19 protein-coding genes are annotated in these 23,193 nt (G+C 65.5%); 2 read left to right on the forward strand and 17 right to left on the reverse strand.

Features of this window, described 5'->3' with window-relative positions; all coding sequences use genetic code 11:
* Positions 1–6: 6 nt before the first annotated feature.
* From WDM91_11940 to WDM91_11990, 11 genes are all read right to left on the reverse strand, one after another.
* Positions 7–870: a hypothetical protein gene (locus WDM91_11940; protein ID MEI9995298.1), complete on the reverse strand. Its 864-nt coding sequence runs from the start codon at positions 868–870 to the stop codon at positions 7–9.
* 11 nt (positions 871–881) lie between these two features.
* Positions 882–2,342, reverse strand: coding sequence for an aldehyde dehydrogenase (locus tag WDM91_11945; GenBank protein MEI9995299.1), 1,461 nt, complete (start codon positions 2,340–2,342; stop codon positions 882–884).
* 177 nt (positions 2,343–2,519) lie between these two features.
* Entirely contained in the window at positions 2,520–6,008 is a 3,489-nt protein-coding gene (locus WDM91_11950; GenBank protein MEI9995300.1) for an indolepyruvate ferredoxin oxidoreductase family protein, read from the reverse strand.
* Between the two features lie 65 nt (positions 6,009–6,073).
* Entirely contained in the window at positions 6,074–6,595 is a 522-nt protein-coding gene (locus tag WDM91_11955) for a nuclear transport factor 2 family protein (GenBank protein MEI9995301.1), read from the reverse strand.
* A 5-nt stretch (positions 6,596–6,600) separates the two neighbouring features.
* Positions 6,601–6,939 carry a hypothetical protein gene (locus WDM91_11960; protein ID MEI9995302.1) on the reverse strand — a complete coding sequence of 113 codons (339 nt, stop codon included), beginning with the start codon at positions 6,937–6,939 and terminating at the stop codon, positions 6,601–6,603.
* Positions 6,940–6,959: 20 nt separating this feature from the next.
* A complete protein-coding gene (locus tag WDM91_11965; protein MEI9995303.1) occupies positions 6,960–8,168 on the reverse strand; it encodes an aromatic ring-hydroxylating dioxygenase subunit alpha in 1,209 nt (402 codons plus the stop codon).
* A 175-nt stretch (positions 8,169–8,343) separates the two neighbouring features.
* On the reverse strand, positions 8,344–9,429 hold the full coding sequence (locus WDM91_11970; GenBank protein ID MEI9995304.1) for an AraC family transcriptional regulator: 1,086 nt from the start codon (positions 9,427–9,429) through the stop codon (positions 8,344–8,346).
* Positions 9,430–9,515: 86 nt separating this feature from the next.
* Positions 9,516–11,720, reverse strand: a complete 2,205-nt coding sequence (locus WDM91_11975; GenBank protein MEI9995305.1) for a TonB-dependent receptor — start codon at positions 11,718–11,720, stop codon at positions 9,516–9,518.
* A gap of 238 nt (positions 11,721–11,958) precedes the next feature.
* On the reverse strand, positions 11,959–13,524 hold the full coding sequence (locus tag WDM91_11980; protein MEI9995306.1) for a GMC family oxidoreductase: 1,566 nt from the start codon (positions 13,522–13,524) through the stop codon (positions 11,959–11,961).
* A gap of 4 nt (positions 13,525–13,528) precedes the next feature.
* Positions 13,529–14,047 (reverse strand): gluconate 2-dehydrogenase subunit 3 family protein, encoded by a 519-nt coding sequence (locus WDM91_11985; GenBank protein MEI9995307.1) that lies wholly within the window; start codon positions 14,045–14,047, stop codon positions 13,529–13,531.
* A gap of 42 nt (positions 14,048–14,089) precedes the next feature.
* Positions 14,090–14,824 (reverse strand): glucose 1-dehydrogenase, encoded by a 735-nt coding sequence (locus WDM91_11990; GenBank protein MEI9995308.1) that lies wholly within the window; start codon positions 14,822–14,824, stop codon positions 14,090–14,092.
* Positions 14,825–15,053: 229 nt separating this feature from the next.
* Between WDM91_11990 and WDM91_11995 the strand changes: the two genes are divergently transcribed.
* Together WDM91_11995 and WDM91_12000 are read left to right on the forward strand one after the other, a co-directional pair.
* Positions 15,054–16,511 carry an amidase family protein gene (locus WDM91_11995; GenBank protein ID MEI9995309.1) on the forward strand — a complete coding sequence of 486 codons (1,458 nt, stop codon included), beginning with the start codon at positions 15,054–15,056 and terminating at the stop codon, positions 16,509–16,511.
* A gap of 21 nt (positions 16,512–16,532) precedes the next feature.
* Positions 16,533–17,312, forward strand: a complete 780-nt coding sequence (locus tag WDM91_12000) for an SDR family oxidoreductase (GenBank protein MEI9995310.1) — start codon at positions 16,533–16,535, stop codon at positions 17,310–17,312.
* 9 nt (positions 17,313–17,321) lie between these two features.
* Here the strand turns inward: WDM91_12000 and WDM91_12005 are convergent, their stop codons facing one another.
* The 6 genes from WDM91_12005 to aceB form a co-directional block, all read right to left on the reverse strand.
* On the reverse strand, positions 17,322–18,182 hold the full coding sequence (locus WDM91_12005) for a VOC family protein (protein MEI9995311.1): 861 nt from the start codon (positions 18,180–18,182) through the stop codon (positions 17,322–17,324).
* Between the two features lie 123 nt (positions 18,183–18,305).
* Entirely contained in the window at positions 18,306–18,689 is a 384-nt protein-coding gene (locus tag WDM91_12010; protein MEI9995312.1) for a non-heme iron oxygenase ferredoxin subunit, read from the reverse strand.
* Positions 18,686–19,045, reverse strand: a complete 360-nt coding sequence (locus WDM91_12015) for a hypothetical protein (GenBank protein ID MEI9995313.1) — start codon at positions 19,043–19,045, stop codon at positions 18,686–18,688. Before WDM91_12015 ends, WDM91_12010 begins: the two co-directional genes overlap by 4 nt.
* Entirely contained in the window at positions 19,042–20,250 is a 1,209-nt protein-coding gene (locus WDM91_12020) for an aromatic ring-hydroxylating dioxygenase subunit alpha (protein ID MEI9995314.1), read from the reverse strand. Before WDM91_12020 ends, WDM91_12015 begins: the two co-directional genes overlap by 4 nt.
* A gap of 196 nt (positions 20,251–20,446) precedes the next feature.
* A complete protein-coding gene (locus tag WDM91_12025) occupies positions 20,447–21,346 on the reverse strand; it encodes an AraC family transcriptional regulator (protein ID MEI9995315.1) in 900 nt (299 codons plus the stop codon).
* 196 nt (positions 21,347–21,542) lie between these two features.
* On the reverse strand, positions 21,543–23,144 hold the full coding sequence (gene aceB / locus WDM91_12030; protein MEI9995316.1) for a malate synthase A: 1,602 nt from the start codon (positions 23,142–23,144) through the stop codon (positions 21,543–21,545).
* Between the last annotated feature and the right edge of the window lie 49 nt (positions 23,145–23,193).

Genomic DNA, 23,193 nt, shown 5'->3' on the forward strand with positions numbered 1-23,193 from the left:
TCCCGATCAGACGTCGAACCACATATGCACCTGGCCCGTGCCGACGGCGTTTTCGTAATTCGACATCTTGCGCCCCCGTGCCTTGCACGCCCGGCCGCCGAGCGCTCCCACCATCATCAGGTAATGGCCGAACTGGCCCTCGGGGTTGAACGGCAGATATTCCGTGTGCAGATCGATAACCGACGCATGGTCGCCGTCCTGCCACAGATCGATGATGCGCTCGTCCATGGCGCGCGCCTCGGGCGAGCGCACATTGTCGGTCGTGTAGGCCGAATGGTCGAAGATCGTGTCCAGCGGCCAGAAGGTGTGGCTCATGCCGCCCGAGGCGAGCAGGACGACCCGCCCATCCGTGCGGTCGATGGCGGCGGACAGCGCCGCGCCGAAATCGAGGAAATTGTGCTTCTGCGCCGTCTGGCAGGAACCGACCGAGAGCACCCGTTCTTCGACCTTGCCGCCCTTCTTCAGATAATGAAGCACGTTGAGCGTGGGATAGTGCTGCGCCACACGCGTGTTGGTGCAGTTCAGGGCCGGGATATTGCGTTCCTTGGCTGTGCCTTCGATGGCGCGCGCCAGCGCGGGCGCGCCGGCATAATCATATTCGTGATCGGTGATGAGCAGCGGCAGTTCGTCGGACGTATAGATGCCGGTATAGCGGTCGGCCCCGGCATAGATGTGCTCGACCGTGGTCATCCAGTGCGTATCGAAGATGACGAGCGTGTCGGCCTGCACCGTATCGATCGCCTCGCGCACAAGCGTGAAGCCTGCGATCATCGAGGTGTCGGCGCCCTGCCCGAGCCGCTCGCGGAACTCGCGCGGCGCCATGATCGCCGGCTGGTGGCAGACCACCGCGGCGCCAACAATTTTACCCATGCCCTGTCCCCTTACGCGAACGCGCCCTTGCGAACCGCGATGTTCTTGATGTCGCAGTAGAAGTCGAAGCTCCAGATGCCGCCCTCGCGGCCGATTCCCGAAATGCGGCTGCCACCGAACGGCGCCGCCAGGTCGCGAACGAAGAAGCAATTGACCCAGACCGTGCCCGCGACCACGCCCGAGGCGATGCGCATGGCGCGCACCTCGTTGCGGCTGAACAGCGTGGCGGCCAGGCCGTATTTCGTGTTGTTGGCGATGGCGATGGCCTCGTCGTCGCCGTCGAAGGTCTGCCAGGTCAAAACCGGCCCGAACACTTCCTGTTGCGAGATCTCGGCGTCGGGTGCGGCATCGGCGAACATCGTCGGCTGGAAATAGAGTTCGCCGAAATTGTGGTGCGAGCCGCCCCACAGCGTGCGGGCGCCCGCGGCCTTGGCCCGCTCGACGAAGCCCGAGACGCGCGCATAGTGCTCGGGATGGATAAGCGGCCCGACCCGCGTCGCGTGATCGCGCGGATCGCCGACCACCTGCGCCGCGGCGGCGGCGCGCACCTTCTCGAGAAAGACGTCCTCGACCGCGCGCTCGACGACGATGCGCGTGCCGGCCAGGCAGACCTGCCCGGCGTTCATATATTGCAGCGCGACGGTCTGTGCCGCGGCGTCGAGATCGGCATCGGCGCAGACGATGAACGGCGACTTGCCGCCGAGCTCGGCGCTCATCGGCGTGATGGAGGCGGCGGCGGCGGTGCCGATGCTGCGCGCGGTCGCGGTCGAGCCGGTGAAGCTGATCCGGTCGATGTCGGGATGTTCGACAAGGGCCGCGCCGGCATCCTCGCCGATCCCCTGCACGACATTGAGGACGCCATCGGGCACGCCGGCTTTCTGGGCGATGTCGGCGAGCAGCGAACAGGTGAGCGGTGCCCATTCGGGCGGCTTGACGACAGCGGTGTTTCCCGCCGCCAGCGCGGGACCGATCTTCCACGTCGTGAGCATCAGCGGCCCGTTCCAGGGCGTGATATGCGCCGTCACGCCGGCCGGATCGTAGCGGACATGGTTTTCCGCTTCCGGGTGGTCGATTACCTTGTTTCCCAGCCGGGTCGCGAACTCCGCGAAGAAGGAGATGTTCTGCGCCGCGCGCGGCACCAGGCGGTGCAGGTTGCCCGCATGCAGCGAGCCATTGTCGGCCGTCTCCACCGCGGCCAGGTCTTCGGCGCGTTCCAGGATGCCGGCGGCGAAACGCTGGAGAATCGGCAACCGGCCTTCCGGGCCGAGAGCGGCCCAGGCCGGAAAGGCCTTTCGCGCCGCGCCGACTGCTTCGTCCATTTCGGCGCGGCTGCCCGCCGCCATGTCGGCGAGATGCGCGCCGTCGATCGGCGAGTGGTCGGCGAAACGTTCCCGCGAAGGAACGCGACGGCCGCCGATGAAATGATCGGTCGACACCTCGACCCCGGCAACCTTGACGCGTCCTCCAGACATAGCGTGCTCTTTTTTTGCGTCCGGCCGCCGATGGCCCATGTTGGCGCACAGGACTGTCGAGACCCCGGCGCCGAGCGACGATCCGTTCTTTGGCCCCGCCGCGCTGTACCGGTCGCGCACGCACTTGCGGCTCACTGCAAAGATCGCGGCGGCCGCGGACGCGGGCTTCGAGCCGTCTCAGGACGCCAGCGCCAGCGGCGCGCCGCCCGGAACCGCGGCGTCGAGCCGCGACAGCAGCGTCTCCTGCGCCGCAAGCGCCGCCGCGACGCTGGCTGCTTTGACAGGACCGTAGCCGCGAATCTGCTCAGGGAGCGCGGCGATCTCGACACTCAGGTCGAGACGCGCAGGCGTCAGCGCGTCGGCCAGCTGCTGCACCAGCGCCTTGTAATCCGCGATCAGGCGGCGTTCCAGCTTGCGCTCGGCGGTGTAGCCGAAGGGATCGAAAGCCGTGCCGCGCAGGCCTTTGAGGCCGGCGAGAATATGCAACAGCGGCATTATCCAAGGACCGAGCTTGACCTTGCGCGGCTCGCCCGTCGCAGGATTGCGGCGTGCCAGCAGCGGCGGCGCCAGATGGAAGCTCACGCGATAACGGCCCTTGAACTGCGTCCCGAGCGCCTGCCGGAAACTTCCATCGGTATAAAGCCGCGCCACCTCATATTCGTCCTTGTACGCCATCAGCTTGAACAGATAGCGCGCCACGGTGCGGGCGAACGCGTCCTGCCCGGGCAGCAGGCGGCTCTCCGCCGCGGCGATGTCCGCCACGAAGTGCCGGTAGGCTTCGGCATAGGCGTCGTTCTGGTAGGCGGCCAGGAACGCGGTCCGCCGCGCCACCAGATCGGCCAGTGTCGCTTCGGACGGCGCGGGCGGCAGTGTCTCGGCCGGCAAGATCGCCCGCCGCGCCGCCGCGCCGTCCTGCGCGGTCCAGCGTCCCAGATGGAAGGCGGTCCGGTTCATCTCCACCGCCACGCCATTCAGGCGGATCGCCTGCTCCATCGCGGCGACCGACACCGGCAGCAGGCCTTTCTGGCTCGCATAGCCGACCATGAACAGGTTGGTGGCGATCGAATCGCCGAGCGCCGCGGTGGCGATCTCCGTCGCGTTGACGTCGTGCACCGCGCCTTCGCGCGCAACGCGCACGATGCGGTCCACCAGCCGGCGTTCCTGGATGTCCAGATTGGGGCTGCGGACGAAGGCGGCCGGCGACAGCACGTTGGTGTTCAGGACCGCGGCCGAATGCGCCGGGCGGATGGTGGAGAACGCCTCGACCGCGCCGGCGACCAGAAGATCGCAGGCCAGCAGCAGGTCGGTCTCCTCGCGCCCGATGCCGGCGGCCAGGATGGCATCCGGCCGGTCGGCGATGCGGACATGGCTGAGCACGGCGCCGTTCTTCTGCGACAGGCCGGTCATGTCGGTGATCGAGAATTCCTTGCCCTCGATATGCGCCGCCATGCCCAGGATGGCGCCGACCGTCACCACGCCGGTGCCGCCGATGCCGGTGACGAGGATGTTGTAGGCGTCTTCCAGCGCCACGATGTGTGGCTCCGGCAGCGCGGGGATGTCGAATTTGCGCCGTCCGCCGCCCGGCTTGACGACATCGCCGCCCTCCACCGTGACGAAAGACGGGCAGAATCCGTTGAGGCAGCTATAATCCTTGTTGCAGCTCGACTGGTCGATCCGCCGCTTGCGGCCGAATTCGGTCTCCTTCGGCTGGATGCTGACGCAGTTGGATTTGACGCCGCAATCGCCGCAGCCTTCGCAGACCAGCTCGTTGATGAATACCCGCTTGGGTGGATCGGGAAAGGTGTTGCGCTTGCGCCGCCGGCGCTTCTCCGCCGCGCAGACCTGGTCGTAAATCAGCACAGTGGTGCCGGCGATGTCGCGGAGCTCGCGCTGCACGGCGTCCATGTCGTCGCGATGCCGGATGGTGACGCCGGGCGCGAATTGCGCGTCGGCGGGGTATTTGTCGGGATCGTCGGTGACGACGACGATCGTCTTCACCCCCTCGCTCCACAGCTGGAAGGTGAGCTGCGGCACCGCAAGCGGTCCGTCGATGGGCTGGCCGCCGGTCAACGCGACGGCGTCGTTGAACAGCAGCTTGTAGGTGATGTTGACCTCGGCGGCGACCGCGGCGCGGATCGCCAGCAGGCCGGAATGGAAATACGTCCCATCGCCGAGATTCTGGAAGACGTGCTGCGTCTTGGCGAACGGCGCCATGCCGATCCAGTTCATGCCCTCGCCGCCCATCTGCATGGAGGACTGCGTCGGGCGATCGGGCATCAAGGTCGCCAGCGTGTGGCAGCCGATGCCGCCCAGCGTGACGCCGTCGGCGAGCGTCCGCGTCGAGGTGTTGTGCGGACAGCCCGAGCAATAGAACGGCACGCGCACCACCGCCGTCGCCGCCTCGGCCGGCGCCAGGCGGCCGCCCGCATTCGCCGCCGCCATGCGCGATTCGAGTGCCGGATCGACGATGCCCAGCGCGGTGATGCGTTTGACCAGCGCCTGCTCGATCAGGATCGGGTTGAGCTCGCCGTCCTGCTGCAGCAGCGGCTCGCGCCGGTCGTCGAACTTGCCGTGCACGCGCGGCCGCTCCGCTTCGGACAGGTCGAACAGCAGGTCGCGGACCTGCGGCTCGATGAAGGCGCGCTTGTCCTCGACGACGAGGATTTCGCGGTGACCGCGGGCGAACTCGCGCAAGCCTTCCGGCTCGACCGGCCAGGTCATGCCCAGCTTGTAGACCCGGATGCCGAGCGCGGCGGCGCGCTCCTTGTCGATGCCGAGCGTGCGCAGCGCCTGGAGCGTATCGAGGCTCGCCTTTCCCGCCGTCACGATGCCGAGTTCGCGCCGCGGGCTGTCATACACCGTGCGGTCGATGCGGTTTGCCCGCACGAAGGCCTGTGCCGCGGCGAGGCCGTGGCGCACCAGCCGGCGCTCCTGGTCGAAGCGGTTGTCGGGGCGCCGCGCATTGATGCCGCCGGGCGGCATCGCGAAATCGGTGGGCGTCTCGATGCGGATGCGGTCGGGGCCGACATGGACCGAGGCGGTCGCGTCGGCGGTATCGTTGACGCATTTGAACCCGACCCAGAGGCCCGCATAGCGCGACATCGCGATGCCCAGGATGCCGAAATCGACATATTCCTGGACCGAGGCCGGATAGAGGATCGGGATCATCGACGCGACCAGCGCCTGCTCCGACTGATGCGCGGTGGTGGAGGATTTGGCGTTGTGGTCGTCGCCGACCAGGACCAGCACGCCGCCATGCGCCGAGGTGCTGGCGAGGTTGCCGTGCTTCAGCGCGTCGCCGGCGCGGTCCACCCCGGGACCCTTGCCGTACCACAGCGCGAAGACGCCATCGTAGTCGCTGCCGGCCACCAGCTGCACCTGCTGCGTGCCGTGACAGGCGGTGGCTGCCGCCTCCTCGTTGACGCCGGGAACGAAGCGGACGTCGTAACCCGTCAGAGGCTCGCGCGCTTGCCAGAAGGCGTTGTCGATGCCGCCCAGCGGCGAGCCGCGATAGCCGGAGACGAAGCCGGCGGTCTTCAGCCCGGCGCGCTGGTCGCGCAGGATCTGCTCGATGGCGATGCGCACCACGGCCTGCGGCCCAGACACGAAGATGCGGCCCTCGGCCAGGGCGAATTTGTCGTCGAGCGATATGGCGGCAAGAGTCACGAAACGTCTCCTCGGAACGCCGCGCTGCTTTTCGTCGCGGTCGCAATCGGAAAATCTCTGGCGGGCTAGCGTGCCGGACTGCGCGGATCGTGCGCCCAGCCGGGCCATTGGAACGGCCCCTCGATCTCGCTCCACGGTCCTTCGAACGGCACGCGCAGCCGCGTTTCCAACAGCAGGCGGCGGAATTTCCACACGCCGTCCTGCTCGATCATTTCGCCATTGTAGTGGACGGCGCCCCAGTAGGGCGCGGTGCTGCCGTCGTCGTTGCGCACGCGCGCCGGGCACCAGACCCACCAGAACACCTCGGCGCGATCGAGCGTATCGGCAAGCTTGATCAGCGGACCGCCCGGCAGGTGGTAGGACCACACCACCGCGGACTGCGCGATCTCGGCCAAGCCTTTCAGGATGGCTTCGATGCCCTCGAAACGGCCCATGCCGACCAGCTCGTAGATCGCGTCGGCCGCGAAGACATGGCGCAGCGTGGCGCCGTCGTTCTTGCGGTCGCCCGCGAGCGCATAGAGCTGGACGCATTCGCGGATCGACTCGCAGGCTTCGAGCCGCCGCAATCTGTTCTCGATCGCCTCCATCGCCGTCAGTCGGGGTCGGCGCAATGCGCGCCGAGCATGCGGTCTTCCTGGAAGGCGAACGGCACCTGCGGATTGCCGTGGTAGAATTCGACATGCGGCGCGATCTCGACCAGCGACAGCGCCATGTGGAACAGCGTGCGATCGACGCCCTCGACCTTGCCGACCGGATATTGGTCGGCCCGCTTCAGGATCGTCGGCACCAGCGGCAGGATCGCATCGTAGAACGCCTGGAGCTCGGCGGGCTTGGAGCCGCGGCGCTGCGCGCCGCGCTCATACTCGGTCGCCAGCGCCCAGCGGCCGGCGAACGGCTCGAGCACGGAAAATTCCTCGGGGAAACTGGTCATGCGTCCTATATCCCCTCGCTTCACGCGCCCTTGACGCGCCGGTCGATCGCCTCGAAGGCGTGGCGCAGCAGGATCTCCTCGTCCATGAAGTGCATCTCCTTCAGGACGCCGGACGACAGGGCTTCCTGCGTGTCCTCCATCGTCGCGGTGTCTTCGTACCAGGCGTTGCGCTGCAAGGTGATCGCATAGCGCTGGGCCCAGAGCTCCGAATTGCTCTTCGGCGCCTGGAGATAGTATTTGCCTTCCCACAGGCAGCTGTTCTGCGATGTCGGCCAGAACTGGTGGGTGAACCACAAGCCGCCGCCGACCATGATCAGCAGGTTCGGGAACACGATCGTCTCCTCGAAGCCCCAATTGTTGCTGCGGTTCGGATTGATGCCCCTGGGCAGCGCGAAGCGGTCGTCCGTCTTGGTGGCGATCGAGGCGCTGAAGATGTCGTTGGCGGCGTTGCCGACTGGCGTCGGCGGGTTCATCTCGCTGGCATAGGCGGAGAGGCTGCGATGCTCCCCGAACACCATCAGGTCGTCGCTCCACATATTGGTGAGGCCGGGCAGCGAGCCGGCGTGGATCGTCGGTACGTGATAGCCCTCGCAAAAGGCGTCCATGCCCGTCTTCCAGTTGCACTTGATGTGCGCCGAATAGGTGTGCACGTCGGTCATCGACCCGAACGGATAGCCGGCATAGTGCTCCACCAGCCCGCCCAGGAATTCGTGCAGCGTGCGCGTGGGCGTCTCGGCCAAGTTGATCCAGATGAAGCCTTCCCAGACGTCGGCGTGGATCGGCACCAGGCCGATGTCCGACTTCTTGAAGCATTCCGGAAAGCGATCCTCCTGCGGGACGTTCACCAGCTCGCCTTTGGCGTTGTAGACCCAGCCATGGAATCGGCAGGTCACCACCGCGGCGCGATTCGAGCCGAAGGTTTCTTCTCCGCCCGTTTCGGTGATCACCTTGTTGCCGCGATGGCGGCAGACATTGTGGAAGGCACGGACGACGTCATCCTTGCCGCGAATGACGATGGCCGAGGTCCGCGCGAAGTCGAGGCGCTTGACCTTGTAGTCGCCTGGCTTGGGGATCTCTTCCACGCGGCCGACACAGAGCCAGTCCTGCTTGTAGATCTTCTCGATCTCTTTCTCGTAATAGTCCTGCGAGACATAGGGCTCGACCGAGACGGGCCCGGTGCCGAGCTCCGGCAGCCTGTCGTGATGGGGCAGTCTGGGCATCGTGGTCATCGACAAACTCTCCGTGCGATGGCGCGGCTGGGCGCCGCGGCGCCGGCGGGTCGCGGTCGTCGCGTGGTCGTGTCCCGGCCGGCCCGGCAACAATGGCGGCAGGCGCGCTCCCGGGCTAGTGGGGGAGCGCAGCGATTGACTTGACCGCGCAACGATCCCCGGCAGCCCGCGCGCCCTAATGGCCGAGCAGCGTGGCCGATGGCGTCTCCCCGAAACGGGCTTTGTAGATACGGGAAAACTGGCTGAAATTGGTGAAGCCGGCATTGATCGCGGCCTTGCTGACCGTTGTTCCCGCCTCCTGGCCCTGCTCCAGTTCCTTGCGTGCCAGGGCGAGGCGCGATTCGCGCACATAGGCCATCGGCGACTTCCCGCGCCAGCGCTTGAAGCCATAGAACAGTGTCCGCGGGCTGACCTTGGCGGCGGCGGCGATGCTTTCGATCGACAGATCGCTGCGGGCGTGCAGGCGGATATGCTCCTCGGCGCGCTTCACATAATAAGGCGCGACGCTGGGACTCTTGCGCGCCAGCACCTCGGATTCGCTGTGGTGAAACCCGGCCAGCACCATGGCGATCAGCGTATCCTCGATGCTCTTGGCGACGCGGCGATTCGCCATCAAGGCCGAGCCGGCACCGTCGACGCAGCCATTGGCGATCTGGTGCAGCCAGGCGCAGATGCCGGGATCCGGCGTCACCGGGTCGAAGACAAGGTGCTTGGAGAGCCCCACGCCGAGTTCGGCAGCCAAGGCGTTTTCGACGACCCTGCGTTCGATGCGCAGCAGGTATTGCAGCATGCGGCTCTGCCACAATTCCGTGGCGGGCTGCTCCGGATCGACGACGAAAATATCGCCCGGCTTGGCGACCAACCTGCCGTGGCGCCCTTTGACCTCGCACGCGCCTTCCAAAACAAAATTGAATTGGAAATACGGCACCGGCGCGGACTTCGTCACGGTGAAATCGCTGGCGCAGCTTATGTCGATGCGGTTGAGCGAAATCCGCCCCAGGGCCCATTCGTGGTGTTCGAAATCCCCGAAACTGGGCGGGCGCGCGATGTCGAAAAAATGGGTGCCGCCCTCGACTGCGCGAAAATAATCCCGGCACTCCCGCACATTGTTCGTGTGTATGCGCATCGATCCGCGATCGGTTTGCGCGCTTGCCATACTCAACGCCATCGGCAGCTTTCCCTGAACGCCGCAAAAGCCTATGCCAATCCTCCTCTCTGGAAAACAATATTCTTTAGAAGAAAGTCGATAACGGCGCACCATGACGATAGCGGGCGCGCCGGTATCCCACCGGTTGCGCAGCCGGGGCGAGCGGCGCCCTGAAGTCCAGACGATTCGGGGCGCTGCAATCAGTTGAAGGAATAGCGGACTTGGGCGCCGAAGGTCAGCGGTGGCGCCAGCTGGCCCTCCGCCATTGCGCCATAGCCCGCACCGGTGATCCAGACCTGCGACTTGATCAGCGCATCGGACAGGTTCTTGCCGTAGATCTCCGCCACCCAGTTGCCGTCGTCGAACGTATAGCGGATGGACGCATTGAAGGTGGATACCGCAGGCTGGGAAATCTGGTCGGAGTTGAACTCCGTGTAGTATAGCCGGTCATGCCAATTCCATTCGCCGAGCAGGCTCAGCGAATCGCCGCCGATCGGCACTGTGTATTCCACCGTCAGGTTCGACGAATATTTCGGCGCGCCGGGAAGCTGGTTGCCGGCCAGATCGACCGGCAGGCCGGTCAAGGTGTCGTTCTCGACGAATTTGGTGAAATAGGCATCGGTGTAGGCGAAGGTCTCGGTGAGCGACAGGCCCGTCGTCGGCAGCACGGTGGCGGACAGCTCCACGCCGTTGATCTTCGAGCTCGCCGCGTTGGTCGTCGTCGGCAGCCCGTTCACGATCTGCGCCACCTGCAGGTTCGAATAGTCGTAGTGGAAGGCGGAAACGTCGGCAGCAAGCCAGTCATTGTAGTATTTCACGCCGCCTTCGTAGTCCCAGACCACTTCGGGCTGGAACGCGACCAGCGGCGGCGAGGCGCTGATGTCGAAGCCGCCGCTCTGAAAGCCCTTGCCGATCGTCACGAAGGTCATGAGGCCGTCCCACCACTGATAATCGACGGTGAATTTCGGCGACAGATCGTGAAAGCCGGCCGACCGCGCATCGGTGGCGACGGCGCCGAACGCCGGGATGGCCTGGAGCGACGTGGATGAGCGCTCCTCGTAGCTGTAGCGCAGTCCGGCCGTGAAATTGAGCTTGTCGGTGAGCTTGACGGTCGCCTGGCCGAACAGGGCATAGGCATCCGTCACCGTCGTGCCGCCGAGGCGGAGATAGCCGAGGAACGGGGCCGTCGGCGCACCGAAATTGACGCCGTCGTAGAAATAGCCCGGATCGACGTCGTCGTGCATGTAGTAAAGGCCGGTCACCCAGTTGATCCAGCCCAGATCGCCGATCAGCTGCAGCTCTTCGGTCGTCTGCGCCTCGCCTTCATAAGCTTCGAAATCCTTGCCCGGCACGGCGGTCGGGAACGGTGTCGTGGTCTCGTCGAAATCGAGCGTCAGGGCGATGTCTTCCTGGCGATAGGCCGTGATCGACCGCACCGTGAGGACGTCGTTCAGCTTCCAGGTCAGATTGGCGACGATGCCGCCGACCTTCTGCTTGTTCTCCGGCAGCGTGTTGATATCGAGCAGTCGCGGATCGACCGACTGTCCGGCGGCATTCAGCGGAACGGTCGAGCCGCCCAGGAAGACGCCGGTCATGACGGGAAAGCCCGGCGACTTCCCGAACAGGTGGTCGGCATTGTTGCCGTCGTCTTCCTGGTGATAGTCCGCGATCAGGTTGAGCGTGAGATCGTCCGCGAGATTGAACACCAGCGTGCCGCGCGCGGTCTTGGTGTGGGCGTCGTCATAGCGCTTGCCGTCGAAGAGATTGAGCGAATAGCCGTCATGGTCCTCGCTGCTGAAGGCGAAGCGGCCGAGCACCGTGTCGTCGACCAGGGGGCCGCTGACGACGAATTGCGAGCCGATGTCGTTGTAGTTGCCGTATTTAAGCTGGGCGTAGCCCTCGAATTGGTCGGTCGGCAGCTTGGTGATGATGTTCACGGCGCCGCCGGTCGCATTGCGCCCATACAGCGTTCCTTGCGGACCGCGCACGACTTCGATGCGGTCGACGTCCAGAAACGCCTGGTCCGCAGCACGTGCGCTGGACAGATAAACATCGTTGAGATTGACCGCGACCTGGGAGTCGACGCCGAAGCTCAGGCTGTTCATGCCGATGCCGCGAATGTTGACGCGCGCCTCGCCTGCATAGTTGTTGACGTTCAAGCCCGGCACAAGGCCTTTGAAGTCCTCGAGATCGTCGTAATGGTGATTGGCGAGCTGGTCGCCGGCAAGGGCGGAGATCGTCAACGGTACTTTCGAGACCGGCTGCGCGGTCTTCTGCGCGGTCACGACCACCATCTCGATCGTGTCCGCCGCGCCGGCCGCCGGCATACTGCAGAAAAGCGCGCCGATGGCGGCACCGGCGAGAAGTATACAACGACGTCTTTTGGCGACGGAATCGGCGGTCATCTGCTGTTGCCCCTCAAACTCTGTCGCCATCCCCATGGCGACTCCACGACTCAGCCAACGGCCGCAAGGCGATTGGCCAGTGTCGATAGTTACCCGCAACGTATCGAATGGCTGTCCCTGCGGTGCACCGACTTGTTGGAGACCGCAAGGATCGCCGATCCTGTCATGCGCGCGCTACTGTCCATGCCGCCGCATTCCGCAAACCGCGCGATTCATCAGACCGTGTCTACAGCAAGGGTCAGGCGCCACCGAGGGCAGACCATTGGTCTACGATATGGCTTGCCGTCCGCGCCGCCAAAGCGCTTGCGGTGAAGGTCGGATTGACCGCGCCGACCGCCGGAAACAGCCCCGGCCCCGCGATGAAGAGATTGTCGAGATCGTGCGCGCGCCCATAGGAGTCGGTGACCGATTTGCGCGGGTCGCTGCCCATCACCGTGCCGCCCATCATGTGTTCGGTGCGGATCGGCGCAGACCAGGCTTCTGAAGCACCGGCGGCCTGAAAGATCGCCTTTCCCTCCGCAGCCGCAGCAGTCATGCACATTCTGGCGTCCGGTCCCAACGTGTGGGTTAGCTTGGCCAGCGGCACGCCGAAACGGTCCTTTTCCGCGGTGAGCGCGATCCTGTTGTCCGGCGAGGCCAGGTTTTCGACCAGAACGCTGGCCGTCGCCAGATGCTTTGCCGCCTTCTCCATGAACGCCGCGTAATCCGCGCCGAACAGATCGGCGCGGGCGTTTGCGATACCGCCGAGGTCGGCAAGCTTGAGCGCCGAACCGAGCCGCCATGTGTAGCCGCTCACATATCCCTTGCGCGGGTCTTTCGCGTAACTTTCCTGGGACATCAGTTGGCCGCCGGTGCGTCCCAGATAGACGTCCGTTTCGTCCGCGAACATTCCGTAGAAATTCGTGGCGGCATGGGCCGTGAAACAGCGGCCGACCAGCCCGCTGGAGTTTGCAAGGCCCGCCGGGTGACGATCGCTGGCCGAATTGAGGAGAATGCGCGGCGTCTGCACGGCAAAGGCCGCCACGATCACGAGCTTGGCCGTGATGGTTCGTTTTGCGCCGTCCTTATCGAAATACTCCACCGCATCGGCGCGGCGCCCGGCGGGGTCCGTCAGGATGCGGGAGACGAAGCAATCGTGGCGGATTTCCACGCCCGTGCGACGCATGGTCTGGCCGAAGATCGTAATCGGATTTGCCAGCGCGCCGGTGGGGCATCCGGCATCGCACCAGCCGTCCTGGATGCAGGCCGGCCGGCCTTTATAGGCGACCGAGTTGATCGCCATCGGCAGCGGGGCGACGCGAAGACCCTGTTTGGCAAAGCCGGCGGCTAGGATTTCGCCTTGGCGAAACACGGGCTGCGGCGGCATGGGATAGGGAGCCCCCGGCGGCCGCCAGACTTCCTGCCGGGCATCGCCCGAGATGCCGATTTCTTCCTGCACCGCATCGTACCAGGGTCGCAGATCATCATAGGCGAGCGGCCAGTCCAGGCCCTTGCCGTACAGCGTGGCGAGCTTGAAATCGTTCTCATGCAGGCGGAACCAGCACGCATAGTGATGCAGTGCGGAGCCACCCGTGCCCCAGCCAGCCTCGAAGGGAAACGTCACCGGATTCTCGCCCGCCATCCGTGCCGGCGGACCGTTCCATTTCAGGCGCCGCGACCAGACGGTCGAACTGTACAACTGCTCCAGCCTGCGCTGTGGTCCGCCTTCCAGGACCACGACCTTACGGCCGGCCGATCCCAGCCGCGCCGCCAGCAGGCTGCCGGTCGCGCCACTGCCGACAATCACCACATCGGCTTCGCTCATGGCGCTACCAGCGGCCGGGCGGCGCGATATGCGCCATGTAGGGCACGTCGAGACGCGTGTAAGCATCTTCGCCGCCATACACGACATCGGCCGCATCGTTGCGGATGACGAAATAGGCCAATGCCGGTGGCGGTCCCTGCCAGCCTTTCAAATCCGGCGACAGCATCCGGCCGATCAGCGCGGCGTCGATGACGCCGTGAGACAGATCGGCGATCGCGGCCAACGTGGCCTTGTAGAAATCCGCCGGCGGCATGGGGAAGCTCACGAAGCGGTAGCAGAGCATCGGATCGGCATCGGCGAGCATGGCGGCGACGAAATCGACGATCCCGGCGGCGGCGGCGCCCGGCACCAGCGCTTCGCCGATCGCTGCCAGCGTTTGCCGTTCGCTCTGCGTGAAGATCGCCGGCGCGGCGTTCGAAGCCTGTTCGCGGCAACCCGGCAAGAGAACCGCAACGGTGCCGCATGCGATCGCCTGGCGGATGGCGGCGCGCCGGGAAAGGCCGCTATGCGGCGCGTTGCTCACATGCCGCTCCCTGCAGGCGGATCGATCCCGCGCCGGTGACCGTCAAAGGCGCAGACCGCCGTCGGTTCCGATGACCTGGCCCGTGATCCAGCCGCCGGCTTCGCTGACCAGGAAAGCGATAACCTTTGCGATGTCGACGGGCTGACCGACACGGCCGAGCGGTGTCTTGCTGTTGATATAGCCCCGCATATCGTCGTTCAGCGGCAGAAGATCGGTTTCGACAGGGCCAGGCGCAACCGCGTTGACTCGGATCTTGCGGCCGCCCAGTTCCTGCGCCAGCACGCGCGTCGCGGATTCGATGGCGGCCTTGGTGGCAGCGTAGATGACCTGACCCGGCATCGGCTGCGCCGCAAGCGCCGAACTGACGTTCACGATGGAGCCCCCGTCGGGCCCAATGGCGCGGGCGGCACGCTGGCTTGCCAGAAGCATGCCCTTCAAATTGACCCCGACCGCGGCGTCGATCTGCGCGGCGTCGATCTGGTCGAGCGGCGCCGTGGCGCCGACGCCGGCATTGTTCACCAGGACATCGAGCCGTCCCCACTTGTCCTGGACGGCCGCGAACAGCCGGTCGAGGTCGGCGGTGTCCTGGACGGCACCCTGGATCGCCATGGCGCTGCCGCCGGCTTTGACGATGGCCTCGACCGTCGTATCGGCGCCGTCCCGGCGGCTGGCATAATTCACCGCAATCGCGAAGCCCTGGGCCGCCAGTTCGCGCGCGATTGCCGCACCGATGCCGCGGCTTGCACCGGTGACGATCGCAACCTTGTTCCTGCTCATTCCCGATCCCCTTCGACACATTAGGACTTCGCGCCGCGGACGCGTAACCGCCCTCAGCGGCTGCAAGGCTACTCCACCCCCGCCACGGGGCGGACCGGATTTGCGCAAACGCTAGCACCCTGGTGCAACAAAGCGAGCCCGGTCGTCGGCGCGGAATTCACGCCGCACAGAATCCGGAGAGAATGGCCGGGCTTTGCGCAATTGCGCGCAACCAAACGAGAGCGGGTCCATGGCAACCAACGACACCGATCAATTGCTGCTAACGGGTTCGGTCGCGGCCATCGGCGCGGCGCTCCGCAAGAAGGAAATCTCGATCCGAGAGTCGGTGAGCTGGTACCTGGCTCGGATCGAGGCGTTCAACCAGAAAGGGCCAGCGCTCAATGCGGTGAAGGACGTCTCGAGCCACGCCGTGGCGGACGCGAAGGCGCTGGACGACGAACTGGCCGCGGGCCAGGACCGCGGTCCGCTTCACGGCATTCCGATCCTGATCAAGGACAACGTCTTCATCGCCGACGAATACACCACCACCGCCGGCGTGACCGCGCTGAAGGATTTCGTGCCCAAGACGACGGCGACGCTCGTCCGCCGGCTCCAGGACGCGGGCGCGATCATTCTCGGCAAGACCAAGCTGACGGAATTCGCCGACTATGTCTCCGACATCATGCCGGCCGAATTCAGCGGCGCCGGCGGCGTCGTGCGCAATCCGCACGGCATCTCCTATGGCCGCGGCCAGGGATCGAGCGTCGGCTCGGCCGCCTCCGTCGCTGCGGGCTTCGCGCCGCTCGCCATCGGCGGCGAGACGCAGAATTCGATCCAGACGCCGTCGAGCTATTCCTCGGTGGTCGGCTTCAAGGCCAGCGTCGGCATGATCGCCCGCACCGGCATCATGCCGCTGGTGCCGAGTCAGGATGCGCCTGGCCCCATCGCGCGCTGCGTCGGGGATGCCGCGCTGGTGTTCGCAGCGATCGGCGGCGCCGATCCGCGCGACGCCGTCTCGATCCAGATGCAGATGCAGTGCGACAATGCCCGGGGGCGCGGCCTGGAGAGCCTTGGCCATGTGCGCATCGGCGTGCCGCGCATCGCGATGGCGAACCGCGAGCAGTTCGCCGGCGTCATGCCACAATTCGAAGCGGCGCTGAGCGCATTGTCGAAAGCGGGCGCGCAGATCGTCGATCCCTGTGATCTTCCCAGCGCCGAGCAGATGCAGGAGGTCCGCTCCTGCGTGTTCCGGACCGAGTTCAAGGCGGCGCTCAATGCCTTCCTTGAAGACTACAATGCGCCTTGCGGGATCGCATCGCTCGCGGCGCTGATCCGCTGGAACGAGGCGCATCCGCAGCATATCCCCTATGGCCAGTCGCTGCTGCTTGCGGCGGAGGAAACGCGCGGCCTTTCCGATCCGCAATATCTGGCGGATCGCGCCCGCGACATCGCGCTTAGCCGCCAGGGCGGTATCGATGCCGCGCTCTATGCCGGCGATGCCGATGTGCTGATTGCGCCCATGGGCGCCGCCGCCAAGCTGACCGGCAAGGCCGGCGGCCCGACGCTGGCCATCCCCTTCGGCCTCGACGCGACGGGAACGCCGTTCGGCATCACGCTCTATACCGCGCTGGGCCGCGACCGGCTGCTGCTGGCCGTCGGCCGGCTCGTCGAACGCGCCATCGCAAGACGCGTGCTTCCCAAGCTTTAGACAACCGGACGGACATCGACCATGGATCTTGGAATAGCAGGCCGCACCGCCATCGTGTGCGGCGGCAGCGCCGGGCTCGGCCGCGGCGCCGCATCGGCGCTGGCGCGCGAGGGCGTCGTCGTCTGGATCGCCGCGCGCGACAAGGCGCGGTTGGAACGGGCTGCCGGCGAGATCGCAGCGGAGACGCACGGGACGGTCCACGCGGTGCCGGCCGACGTCACCACGGAAGACGGCCGCGGCGCCCTGCTTGCGGCCTGCCCCCAGCCGGACATCCTAGTCAACAATGCGGGCGGCCCGCCGCCCGGCGATTTCCGCAGCTGGTCGCGCGAGGACTGGATCAAGGCCCTCGACGCCAACATGCTGTCGGCGATCCTGCTCATCAAAGCGACGATCGACGGCATGATCGCGCGGCGCTTCGGCCGCATCGTCAACGTCACCAGCCATATGGTGAAGCAGCCGCTCGGCCTGCTGGGCCTGTCGAACGGCGCGCGCTCGGGTCTCACCGGATTCGTCGGCGGCGTGGCGCGCGACGTCGCCGCCCACAATGTCACGCTCAACAATCTGCTGCCGGGCCAGTTCGACACCGATCGGCTGCGGTCGAACCACCGGAAATTCGCGGCGGCGCGGAAGATCGACTATGAGGATTTCCGCGCCGACGCCGGCCGGCAGATCCCGGCCGGCCGCTTCGGCCAGCCGGACGAGTTCGGCGCCGCCTGCGCCTTCCTGTGCAGCAAGCACGCCGGCTACATCACGGGACAGAACCTCCTGCTCGATGGCGGGCAATATCCCGGCCTGTTCTGAGCGGCGGGCTCAGGCCTCGTGGCCCCAGAGGCTGATGGCGTCGTAGGTCCGCACCGCCCAGTCGGCGCCGACATGGATCGGGTCGCAGCCATATTCGACGTCGAACCCCGCCGGCGTCCGCGCGTAGAAGGAGAGCATGCGGTCATTGGTATGCCGGCCCATGTGGCGGACGATCGGAAAGCCGCTTCGCTGGGCGCGGTAATAGGCCTCGAGCACGCCATCGATCGCTGCGACCTCGAACATCAGATGGTTGAGCCGCTTGGGCGTCGGCAGGGGCAGCAGCGCAAGCGTGTGGTGGCGCGCATTGCAATGCAGGAACACCAGATTCACATGGGTGCCGGGCCCCAGCGAGGTCTCGATGTAATCGCTGACCTTGAATCCCAGCGTTCGGTAGAATTCGAGGCTGCGGGCGACGTCCGGCGCGGAGATGACGATGTGGCCGAGGCCCTGCGCGCCGGTGACGAAGGCCGCACCCGTCTGCGACCGGAACGGCATCGACGTCTCGCGCAGGCCGTGGACGATTTCGACCGCCAGGCCATCGGGGTCGCGCACCGCGATGCCGCCTTGCGCATGGCGCCGGTCCGCTTCCGCCGCCGTCAGCGCGCGGACCGCGATGTCCTTCGCCCGCAAGGCGGCCGCCAGCGCGGCGACCGACGCCTCGTCCGGCGCTTCGAAGCCGGCATAGGCCAGGTCGTCGGAGGCATCGTCGTGCAGCGCCAGCCGGCAGACCCGCCCGTCCAGGCGCAACTGCCGTTCGCCGCCGGCACCGTCGCCGGCGTCCTGCGCGCCGACGATGTCGACCGCAAACCGTGTCCATGCGCCGACATCGGCGACGTTCAGGCCGACATAGGCAAGGCTCGAGATGGACATGCGCGACCTTTTCGGAGGATGCCATCCGACCCGACCATGCCGCGGCGCACCGGCTCTAGACAGCAACCGCACCGTCTGTCCCCTGTCTGCAAAGAAGGCGGCGCCGCAACGCCGGCCGGCGATTCAGCGCGTGCCCGGCCGGGCGATCTCGGCATAGACGACGCCATCGCGGATTTCCGACCGATAGGTCCTGAGCGCGATGGTGCAGGGCGAAGATGTCGGCTCCCCGGTCCGCAGATTGAACGTACCGCGATGGAACGGACACTCGATCTCCTCGCCGATGACCTCCCCGTCGCAGAGCGAGGCGTTGCCATGCGTGCATTCGTCGTCCGTCACGAAATATTCGCCGCCGGAGCGGAACACCGCCAGCGCCTCCAACCCCTCCAATTCGACCCGAAAGCCACCTTCGTCCGGCACGTCGTCCGTCCGGCACAGCGCAACCATGCCTTGCGAAGCCTTTTTCGATCCGAGTTCATCCATGGCGGACGGCATGACGCGGTCGGTCAATCTGCGATCCCGCTATGCATCCCGAACATGCGTTCCTCCTTGAAGGCAAACGGCACATGCGGGTCTGATTTGTAGAATTCCACATGCGGCGCGATCTCCGCCAAAGAGAGGGCCATGTGAAGCAGCAGACGGTCACCGCCCGTGACTTCGCCCAGCGGATAACGGTCGATCCGTTCGAGAATGTCGGGCAGGCGAAGAAGGATCGCATCGTAAAAGGCTTTGAGCTGTTCGGGCGTCGCGCTGCGGCGCTCGGCGGCCCTCTCATATTCCGTCGGCTTGGCCCATTTCCCGGCGAAGGGCTGAAGCTCGGCGAATTCCTGCGGCAATATCCCCGTCATCACAGCAGTCCCCGTCATTCGCCGTTCACCCTTCCGTTCACGATATGGAACTGGTGGCGCAGCATGATCTCGTCATCCTGAAGATTCATCTGCTTCAGCACGCCCGACAGCAGCGCCTCCTGCGTGTCTTCCATGGTCGCCGTGTCCTCCAGCCAGGCATTGCGCTGCAGGATCACGGCATAGCGCTGCGCCCAGTATTGCGCATTGGTCTTCGGCGCCTTGAGATAATATTTGCCTTCCCAGAGGCATTTGCCTTGAGCGACCGGCCAGAACTGATGCGTGAACCACAGGCCGGCGCCAACATGGATCAGGAAGTTCGGGAACACCGTCGTCTGCTCGAAGCCCCAATTGGGATGGCGGCCGGGATTGACCAGCTTGGGAAGCGGAAACGGCTCGTCCCGCGCCAGGGCGATCGACGCGCCGAACAGCGCGTTTGCCGCCGTGCCCACCGGCGTCGGCGGATTCATGCCGTTCGAATAGAAGGCGATGCTGCGGTGCTCGCCGTTGAACGCGACATCGCCCTGCCAGTAATCGGTCAGGCCGGGGAAAGAACCGGCATGGATCGTCGGCACATGGTAGCCCTCGCAGAAGGCGTCCATGCCGGTCTTCCAGTTGCAGTTTATGTGCGCGTAGTAGGTGTGGCAGTGCGTGATGTCGTCGAACGGATAGCCGTCGAAATGCTCGACGACGCCGCCGAGGAACTCGGTCAACGTCCTGGACGGCGTCTCCGCGAGATTGATGAAGATGAAGCCAGCCCAGCTGTCGACATGGATCGGGATCAGGCCGTTTTCGGCGCGGTCGAAGCAGGCGGGGAATTTCTGCTGCTGCGGCACGTCGACCAGTTCGCCCTTCGCATTGTAGACCCAGCCATGGAAACGGCAGGTGACGACCGCGGCCTTGTTGCTGCCGAGCGTCTCCTCGCCGCCGGTTTCGGTCACGACCTTGTTGCCGCGGTGGCGGCAGACATTGTGGAAGGCGCCGATCTTGCCGTCCTTGCCGCGGATCAGGATGACGGAGGTGCGGGCGAAGTCCAGCCGCTTGACCTTGTAGTCGCCCGGCTTGGCGATCTCTTCCTCGCGCCCGACGACCAGCCAGTCGCGCCGGAAGATCTTTTCGATCTCCTTGTCGTAATAGTCCTGCGACAGGTACGGCTCGACGGGAATCGGAGCCTCGCCCAGCTCGGGATAGGGCGCGAGAAGCGGCATCTTGGATTGGGCGTTCATGACAGCCTCCGGACACGATGCCTGGGTCGCCTGCCTGCGTTCGGCACCCCGGCAATATGCGACGCTAGCAAAAGCGCGTTGCCCGTGAAATTGCAGGCGGCGTCCATCAAACCGGCCGCCCTATATAGGTGCAGCCACATACAAAAGCTTGCGGACAGGAGACAAGAAAGGGACAGCGGCTTGCCGGCACCCGGATTCAGGTACCCATCAAGGTGGCCGACGGAGTCTCGCCGAACCGGGCTTTGTAAATCTTGGAGAACTGGCTGAAATTGGAGAACCCCGCATTGATCGCTGCCTGGCTGACCGTTGCGCCGGTCGTGCGGCCTTTCTCGAGTTCCTTGCGGGCGATATCGAGCCGCACATTGCGGACATAGGCCATCGGCGTCGCATCGCGCCAGCGCCTGAAGCCGTAGAACATCGACCGCGCGCTGACGCCCGCCACCGCCGCGATCTTGTCGACCGTCAGCTCGTCGCGCAGATGCGCCCGGATATAGGTCTCGGCGCGCTTGACGTAATAAGGCGCGGCGGTCGGCCCTGGACGAGCGAAATCTTCGGACTCGCTGTGGCGCAGACCGGCCAGCAGCATCGTGACCAGCGTATGCTCGAGGCTCCTGGTGACCCGCCGGTCGGTCAGCACTGCGGCGCTCTCGCTGCGGATGGCGCCGGTGACGTAGCCGAGCCAGGACGAGATGCCGGGATCGCGCATGATCGGCTCGAACACCAGATGCCGCGTCAGGCTCTTGCCCAGCTCGGCGGCCACCGCCTGCTCGATGACTTCGCGGTCGACGCGCATGAGGAATTGCAGGCACCGGCCGGGCCAGAACTCCCGCGTGAGCTGATCGGGATCGAGCACGAAGACGTCGCCGGGGCCGGCCATCACGCTGCCGAACGAACCGTCGAGCCGGCATTCGCCGTCCAACGGAAACTGGAAGGAGTAATAGGATGCCGCGTCGGTCTTGCTGATGCGAAAGCCGTCGGTCGTGCTCAGATCAACGCAGTGCAGCGAAATCCGGCCGATCGAGCATTCCTGGTGAACGAAATCGAGAAGACTGGACTTGCGCGCGATCTCGAAGCGGTGCGTACCGGTCGTCGCCATGATGTATTCGCGGCAAGCTCCCGCATCTTCGGTCCGGAAGCGTGGTACACCCAGTCCTGTGGTTGTCTGCAGCACAGTCAACTCACCTCGCCAACAACGCAGGCAGGTGACGTTAACATGACATCACGCTTTCACAAGACCTCGGCCCGCCTTCGCGTAAACCTTCGTCCAGTGTTGCAGCCGCACCGCAGTCCGGTCAGCCGCCGGCTTCGAGCAGCCGCCGGTAGGCCGGAAGGGTGAGGAATTCGGCGCAATCCGCGGCGGTCGCCATCTGCGTGAACAGCGCGATGGCCGCGGCGAAGTGACCGCCGTCCCACCGCGACTCGCCGAGCGACAGGCGAAGCGTCTCCATTTCCCCTGTGAGAATGGCGCGGAACAGATCGGCGGTGACGGTATCGCCGCTATCGAGCGTCACGCCATGGTGGATCCATTGCCAGATTTGTGCGCGGCAGATCTCGGCGGTGGCCGCGTCCTCCATCAGGTTATAAAGTGGTACGGCACCACGGCCGCCGAGCCATGCTTCGATATATTGAACGCCGACGCGGCAGCATTCGCGCAGACCTTCCAGCGTGCGCACGCCCTCATGCGGCGCCAGCAGATCGTCCCGCACCATGTTAACGTCCTGGCGCTTGCGCTCGAGCTGGTTGGGGCCTGCCAGCATGCCGAACACCTCCATCGCCACCGGGACGAGATCGGGATGCGCCACCCAGGTGCCGTCATGGCCGTTGCCGGCCTCGCGCTCCTTGTCGGCGCGGACGCGCGCGAAGGCGGCTCCGTTCAGCGCCGCGTCGCCCTTCACGGGAATCTGCGCCGCCATGCCGCCCATCGCGAAGGCGCCGCGCGCATGGCAGGTCTTGATCAGCAGCAGCGAGTAGGCATTGAGAAACGCTTTGCCCATTACGACCTGGGCGCGATCCGGCAGGATGAAGGCGGGGTTCTTCCCGAGCCGCTTGATGTAGCTGAAGATGTAGTCCCAGCGGCCGCAATTCAGTCCGACGATGTGCTCCTTCAATTCGAACAGGATTTCGTCCATCTCGAAGGCGGCGGGCAGCGTCTCGATCAGCACCGTCGCCTTGATCGTGCCTTGCGGAACGGCAAGCGCCGCCTGGGCATGGACGAAGACATCGTTCCACAGACGCGCCTCACGATGGCTCTCCATCTTCGGCAGGTAGAAATAAGGTCCCGTGCCGCGGCGAAGCTGGACCGCGGCATTGTGGAAGAAATAGAGCCCGAAATCGAACAGAGCGGCCGACATGGGCTTGCCGTCGATTTCGACGTGCGCCTCCTCGAGATGCCAGCCGCGCGGCCGCACGATCAGCGTCGCCGGCTTGGCGGCAATGTCATAGCTGCGGCCGCTGCCCTCCTCCGTGAAGCCGATCCGGCCCAACCAGTAATCGCGCAGGTTTATCTGGCCGCCGATCGCATTGTGCCAGGTGGGTGCCAGCGCATCCTCGAAATCGGTCATGTAGGATTGCGCGCCGGAGTTGAGGGCGTTGACGACCATCTTGCGGCTGTCCGCCGGTCCGGTGATCTCCACTCTGCGATCGAGCAAGTCCTTCGGGATCGGCGCGACTTGCCACTGCCCCTCACGGATGGCGCGCGTCTCAGGCAGGAAATCGGGCAGACCGCCGGCATCGAACGTGGCTTGCCGTGTCCGGCGCGCTTCCAGCAGCGCAATGCGCCGTGCGCCGAAATTCCGTTCGAGATCGGCAATGAAAGTAAGTGCCTCCGGCGTGAGGATATCTTCGACTCCCGACAAAGGCGGGGCGGTGATCATTATGCCGTGCGGAATTGCCATGGTGGAAACCTTCATCATAGATGCTCGCAAATGTGGTCATCAGCGCCGA

It is taken from the genome of Rhizomicrobium sp., assembly GCA_037200385.1.
Taxonomy (GTDB): domain Bacteria; phylum Pseudomonadota; class Alphaproteobacteria; order Micropepsales; family Micropepsaceae; genus Rhizomicrobium.

What these genes read in the sequence shown, in the direction of transcription:
- aceB (MEI9995316.1), bottom strand. Translation starts at nt 23,144, where the DNA reads ATGGCAATTCCGCACGGCATAATGATCACCGCCCCGCCTTTGTCGGGA.
- WDM91_11970 (MEI9995304.1), bottom strand. Translation starts at nt 9,429, where the DNA reads ATGGTGCGCCGTTATCGACTTTCTTCTAAAGAATATTGTTTTCCAGAG.
- WDM91_11955 (MEI9995301.1), bottom strand. Translation starts at nt 6,595, where the DNA reads ATGGAGGCGATCGAGAACAGATTGCGGCGGCTCGAAGCCTGCGAGTCG.
- WDM91_12005 (MEI9995311.1), bottom strand. Translation starts at nt 18,182, where the DNA reads ATGTCCATCTCGAGCCTTGCCTATGTCGGCCTGAACGTCGCCGATGTC.
- WDM91_11975 (MEI9995305.1), bottom strand. Translation starts at nt 11,720, where the DNA reads ATGACCGCCGATTCCGTCGCCAAAAGACGTCGTTGTATACTTCTCGCC.
- WDM91_12000 (MEI9995310.1), top strand. Translation starts at nt 16,533, where the DNA reads ATGGATCTTGGAATAGCAGGCCGCACCGCCATCGTGTGCGGCGGCAGC.
- WDM91_11960 (MEI9995302.1), bottom strand. Translation starts at nt 6,939, where the DNA reads ATGACCAGTTTCCCCGAGGAATTTTCCGTGCTCGAGCCGTTCGCCGGC.
- WDM91_11980 (MEI9995306.1), bottom strand. Translation starts at nt 13,524, where the DNA reads ATGAGCGAAGCCGATGTGGTGATTGTCGGCAGTGGCGCGACCGGCAGC.
- WDM91_11995 (MEI9995309.1), top strand. Translation starts at nt 15,054, where the DNA reads ATGGCAACCAACGACACCGATCAATTGCTGCTAACGGGTTCGGTCGCG.
- WDM91_12025 (MEI9995315.1), bottom strand. Translation starts at nt 21,346, where the DNA reads ATGGCGACGACCGGTACGCACCGCTTCGAGATCGCGCGCAAGTCCAGT.
- WDM91_11945 (MEI9995299.1), bottom strand. Translation starts at nt 2,342, where the DNA reads ATGTCTGGAGGACGCGTCAAGGTTGCCGGGGTCGAGGTGTCGACCGAT.
- WDM91_12020 (MEI9995314.1), bottom strand. Translation starts at nt 20,250, where the DNA reads ATGAACGCCCAATCCAAGATGCCGCTTCTCGCGCCCTATCCCGAGCTG.
- WDM91_11940 (MEI9995298.1), bottom strand. Translation starts at nt 870, where the DNA reads ATGGGTAAAATTGTTGGCGCCGCGGTGGTCTGCCACCAGCCGGCGATC.
- WDM91_11990 (MEI9995308.1), bottom strand. Translation starts at nt 14,824, where the DNA reads ATGAGCAGGAACAAGGTTGCGATCGTCACCGGTGCAAGCCGCGGCATC.
- WDM91_11965 (MEI9995303.1), bottom strand. Translation starts at nt 8,168, where the DNA reads ATGACCACGATGCCCAGACTGCCCCATCACGACAGGCTGCCGGAGCTC.
- WDM91_12015 (MEI9995313.1), bottom strand. Translation starts at nt 19,045, where the DNA reads ATGACGGGGACTGCTGTGATGACGGGGATATTGCCGCAGGAATTCGCC.